2 protein-coding genes are annotated in these 4,489 nt (G+C 72.4%); both read left to right on the top strand.

Translation table 11 applies throughout. The features are described from left to right. A partial coding sequence (locus tag PROKR_RS03615) for a UvrD-helicase domain-containing protein (protein WP_425414853.1) occupies positions 1–2,574 on the top strand: 2,574 nt, incomplete at its 5' end. Between the two features lie 435 nt (positions 2,575–3,009). Next, the coding region (locus PROKR_RS03610) for an acyltransferase family protein (protein ID WP_051432636.1) at positions 3,010–4,489 on the top strand (1,480 nt) is incomplete at its 3' end.

The following is a 4,489-nucleotide window of genomic DNA, read 5'->3' as shown; positions in this document are numbered from 1 at the left end:
TGGCTCGCGGGCCTGCCGCACGAGTCCGAGGCGCCGCGCGCCGGCGGAGCGTATGCGCACCTGAACCCGGACGAGCTGCTGGACGGGCTCAACCCCCAGCAGCGCGCCGCCGTCGTGCACGAGGGCGGGCAGCTGCTCATCGTGGCGGGCGCCGGTTCGGGCAAGACGCGCGTGCTCACGCACCGCATCGCCTACCTGCTGGCCACGGGCCGGGCGCGGGCGGGCGAGATCCTCGCGATCACGTTCACCAACAAGGCGGCGGCCGAGATGCGCGAGCGCGTCGAGGGCCTGGTGGGCCCCGCCGCGAACCGCATGTGGGTGTCCACCTTCCACTCGGCGTGCGTGCGGATCCTGCGCCGAGAGGCCACGACGCTCGGGCTGCGGTCCAGCTTCAGCATCTATGACGCCGCGGACAGCCAGCGCCTCATCACGCTGGTCACGCGCGAGCTCAACCTGGACCCCAAGAAGTACCCGGCGCGCGGGCTGTCGAACAAGATCAGCGACCTGAAGAACGAGCTGGTCGACCCCGAGACCTACGCCCGGCAGGCCATGGCGCACGCGGAGCAGGAGGCGCAGACCGAGGCCGCCGCGGCGTCGGCGGGCGGCATCCGGCGGCCGTGGGGCGGGCAGTCGGCCGACGAGCGCAACACCGCCGTGCCCAAGTTCGACCAGGTGCTGGCCGACGTCTACACCCGCTACCAGGCGCGCCTGGCCCAGGCGAACGCCCTGGACTTCGACGACATCATCATGACCACGGTGAACCTGCTCCAGGCGTTCCCGAACGTCGCGGAGCACTACCGCCGCCGGTTCCGGCACATCATGGTGGACGAGTACCAGGACACCAACCACGCGCAGTACACCCTGGTCCGTGAGCTCGCCGGCGTCGGCGCCGACGACGACGCCGGGCTGGACCCGGCCGAGCTCACCGTCGTGGGCGACTCGGACCAGTCCATCTACGCGTTCCGCGGCGCCACGATCCGCAACATCCTGGAGTTCGAGAAGGACTACCCGGACGCCACGACGATCCTGCTGGAGCAGAACTACCGCTCGACGCAGAACATCCTGAGCGCCGCCAACGCGGTGATCTCCCGGAACGCCGGTCGCACGCCCAAGCGCCTGTGGACCGACTCGGGCGCCGGGGCCAAGATCGTGGGCTACGTGGCCGACGACGAGCACCAGGAGGCGCGGTTCGTCGCCGACGAGATCGACAAGCTGGGCGACGCCGAGGGCGTGCGGCCGGGCGACGTCGCGATCTTCTACCGCACCAACGCGCAGTCGCGTGCGCTGGAGGAGGTGCTGGTCCGCGTCGGCCTTCCCTACAAGGTGGTCGGCGGCACCCGGTTCTACGAGCGCCGCGAGGTCAAGGACGCCGTCGCGTACCTGCGCGCGCTGGCCAACGAGGACGACGACGTGAACCTGCGCCGCATCCTCAACGTGCCCAAGCGCGGGCTCGGGGACCGGGCGGAGTCGCTGGTGGCGTCGTTCGCCGAGCGCGAGCGCATCTCGTTCGGCGCCGCCCTGGAGCGCGCCGACGAGATCCCGGGCATGACCAACCGCTCGCTCAAGCCCCTGCTCGCCTTCCGCGACCTGATGCGCGAGCTGCGCGGCCTGGTCGACGACGGCGCGGCACCCGCCGTGGTGCTCGGCGCCGTGCTCGACAAGACCGGCTACCTCGCGGAGCTGCGCGCGAGCGAGGACCCGCAGGACGAGGGCCGCGTCGAGAACCTGGCCGAGCTGCACGCCGTCGCCGTCGACTTCGGCGAGACCGACCCCGAGGGTTCGCTCGCCGACTTCCTGGAGCGGGTCTCGCTGGTCGCGGACAGCGACCAGATCCCCGACGAGGACGTCGCCGACGGCGCCGCGGAGGAGGCGCCCAAGGAGAACCAGGGCGTCGTCACGCTCATGACCCTGCACACCGCCAAGGGGCTGGAGTTTCCCGTCGTGTTCCTCACGGGCATGGAGGACGGCACGTTCCCCCACATGCGCTCGCTGCACGACGACACAGAGCTCGCCGAGGAGCGCCGGCTCGCCTACGTGGGCATCACCCGCGCGCGGGAGCGGCTCTACATCACGCGGTCGTCGGTGCGGGCGGCCTTCGGCATGGCCAACGAGTTCCCGGAGAGCCGGTTCCTGCAGGAGGTCCCCGAGGAGCTGTGGGACTGGCGCCGCCGCGAGTCGTCGACGGCCGCGATCCGCTCGGGGCGCGGCGGCTGGGGCGGCGGGTACGGCTCGGGCGGCTACGGTTCCGGCGGCCGGGGCTCGGGTTCGGGTTCCGGGTCGAGCTGGTCCTCGGGCCGGTCGGGGCCCGTGCGCACCAGCACCACGACGTCGTCGGGCGGCGGGCAGGCCAACCCGTTCTCCCCGCAGAAGAAGGCGGGCGCCAAGGGCGGGTTCGGCGGCATCAACGTCCAGAAGGACATCCCGAGCCTGGAGATCGGCGACCGCGTCACGCACGACTCGTACGGGCTCGGCACGGTCGTGGACGTCGAGGCTAACTCCGTCGTGAAGATCGACTTCGGCACCAACGGCACGAAGCGGATCGCGCTGAAGTACACGGCAATCACAAAGCTCTGACGGGCCGCGGCGGCCCCTCCCCTTCGAGGCCTAAGTTTCTTCGCTTTGACCAGGCTCAAAGCGAAGAAACTTAGGCCTCAAAGCGGATGCCCCGACCTGGCTCGCCTGATCCGGCCGTCCCGTGCCCGACCTGCCCCGGACCGGCCGTCCCGTGCCCGACCCGCCCTGGCCCGCCGGGCCGTGCGCGCCGGGCCGTGCGCGCCTGGCCCAGTCGGCTGGGTGGGGCTTGGGTGGGTCTCTGTTTTGAGGCCTAAGTTTCTTGTCTTTGGGGTGGCTGAAAGAGGAGAAACTTAGGCCTCGAAGTGGACGGGCGGGCTCCCGGAAGCCCTGTGAGCGTCAAGTTCTCCCGCGAATGGGCGGCCCCCGGTCGTGCGGCGGCCAGTAGCTTCACATTCCGGACTTTTTCGGTCTCCAGAGGTTCGATACCGTCCGCTCATGGCCCTGACCGACGACGCCCGGCCCGGTCTGGTCGCCGGGACCGGCACGGCCGCAGCTTTGGCATCAGCAGCTGGTCCGACGGCGACGGGTGGTCCGACGGCGACGGCTGGTCCGACGACGACGGGTGGTCCGACGGCGGCGGGCGTCCTGACACCGCCGGCACCGACGTCGCCGGCACCGACGTCGCCGGCCCCGACGTCGCAGCCCCCGACGAAGCCGGCCCCGACGCTGACCGCGCCCGCGTCCCAGGCCGTCCCCCTCCCCGCCCCTGTCCCGGGTCCTGTCCCCGGCCTCCGGATCCCCGGGCTCGACGGCCTGCGCGCCGTCGCGGTGCTCGCCGTCGTGGCGTTCCACCTGGCACCCGCCTGGGTGCCGGGCGGGTTCCTGGGTGTGGACGTGTTCTTCGTGGTCAGCGGGTTCCTCATCACCACACTGCTGCTGCGCGAGGTCGCGGGCACCAGCTGGATCCGGCTGCCGCGGTTCTGGGTGCGCCGGGCGCGCCGGCTGCTGCCCGCCCTCGCGCTGGTGCTGCTCGCGAGCATCCCGGTGGCGCGGCTGGTCGAGCCGGACCTGACGGTCGGCATCGGTCGGCAGCTGCTGGGCGCGCTGACGTTCAGCACCAACTGGGTGGAGATCTCCGCGGGCAGCGACTACTTCGACGAGTCCCAGCCCGAGCTGCTGCGCATCCTGTGGTCGCTGGCCATCGAGGAGCAGTTCTACCTCGCGTGGCCGGTGCTGCTCGTCGTGCTGCTGATCGCGGTGCGCTCGGCGGCCTGGCGGGTGCGGCTCGTCGTGGTGGGTGCCCTCCTGTCGGCGGCCGCGATGGCGCTCCTGTTCATGCCGGCGTACGGCGAGGGCGTGGACCCGACCCGCGTGTACTACGGCACCGACACCCACGCCTTCGGCCTGCTCCTGGGCGCGGCCGTGACGCTGCGCTGGGCCAAGGCCGGGCCCGTGCTGCAGGGCGGGTGCGCCCGCCTGCTCCCACCGCTCGCGCTGGCCGGTCTGGTCGTGCTGTTCCTGGTGCTGCGCGGCGACTCGCCGCTCACCTACCCGCTCGGGCTGCTGACCGCGTCGCTGCTGGCCCTCGTGCTGGTGCTGGCGTGCGACGCCGCCCGCACGGAGCCCACCTGGTTCGTCACCGCGCTGGAGGCGCCGGCGCTGCGCTGGGTGGGGGAGCGGTCGTACGGGATCTACCTGTGGCACTGGCCGGTCGCCTGCGTCGTCACCGCGGCCGTCGGGGCGCAGCCCGGCACCGTCTGGTGGGGTGTCGGCACCGGCCTCACGGTGCTGCTGACCGTCGTGCTCGCGGCGGCGTCGTACCGGTGGGTGGAGATGCCGGTGCGACGACTGGGGTTTCGCGGCGCGGGCCGGACGCTGCTCGCGGCGGTGCGCACCTCCGCCGTCGTCCCGAAGGGGGCGGTGGTGGTCGCGGTGCTCGCCCTGGTCGGCGCCGGGGCCGCCGTCGCCTCCGCCC

It is taken from the genome of Promicromonospora kroppenstedtii DSM 19349 (assembly GCF_000515355.1).
Classification (GTDB): Bacteria; Actinomycetota; Actinomycetes; order Actinomycetales; family Cellulomonadaceae; genus Promicromonospora; species Promicromonospora kroppenstedtii.
Note: the sequence above shows the minus strand (reverse complement) of the source record. Positions and strands in the feature narration are given on the sequence as shown.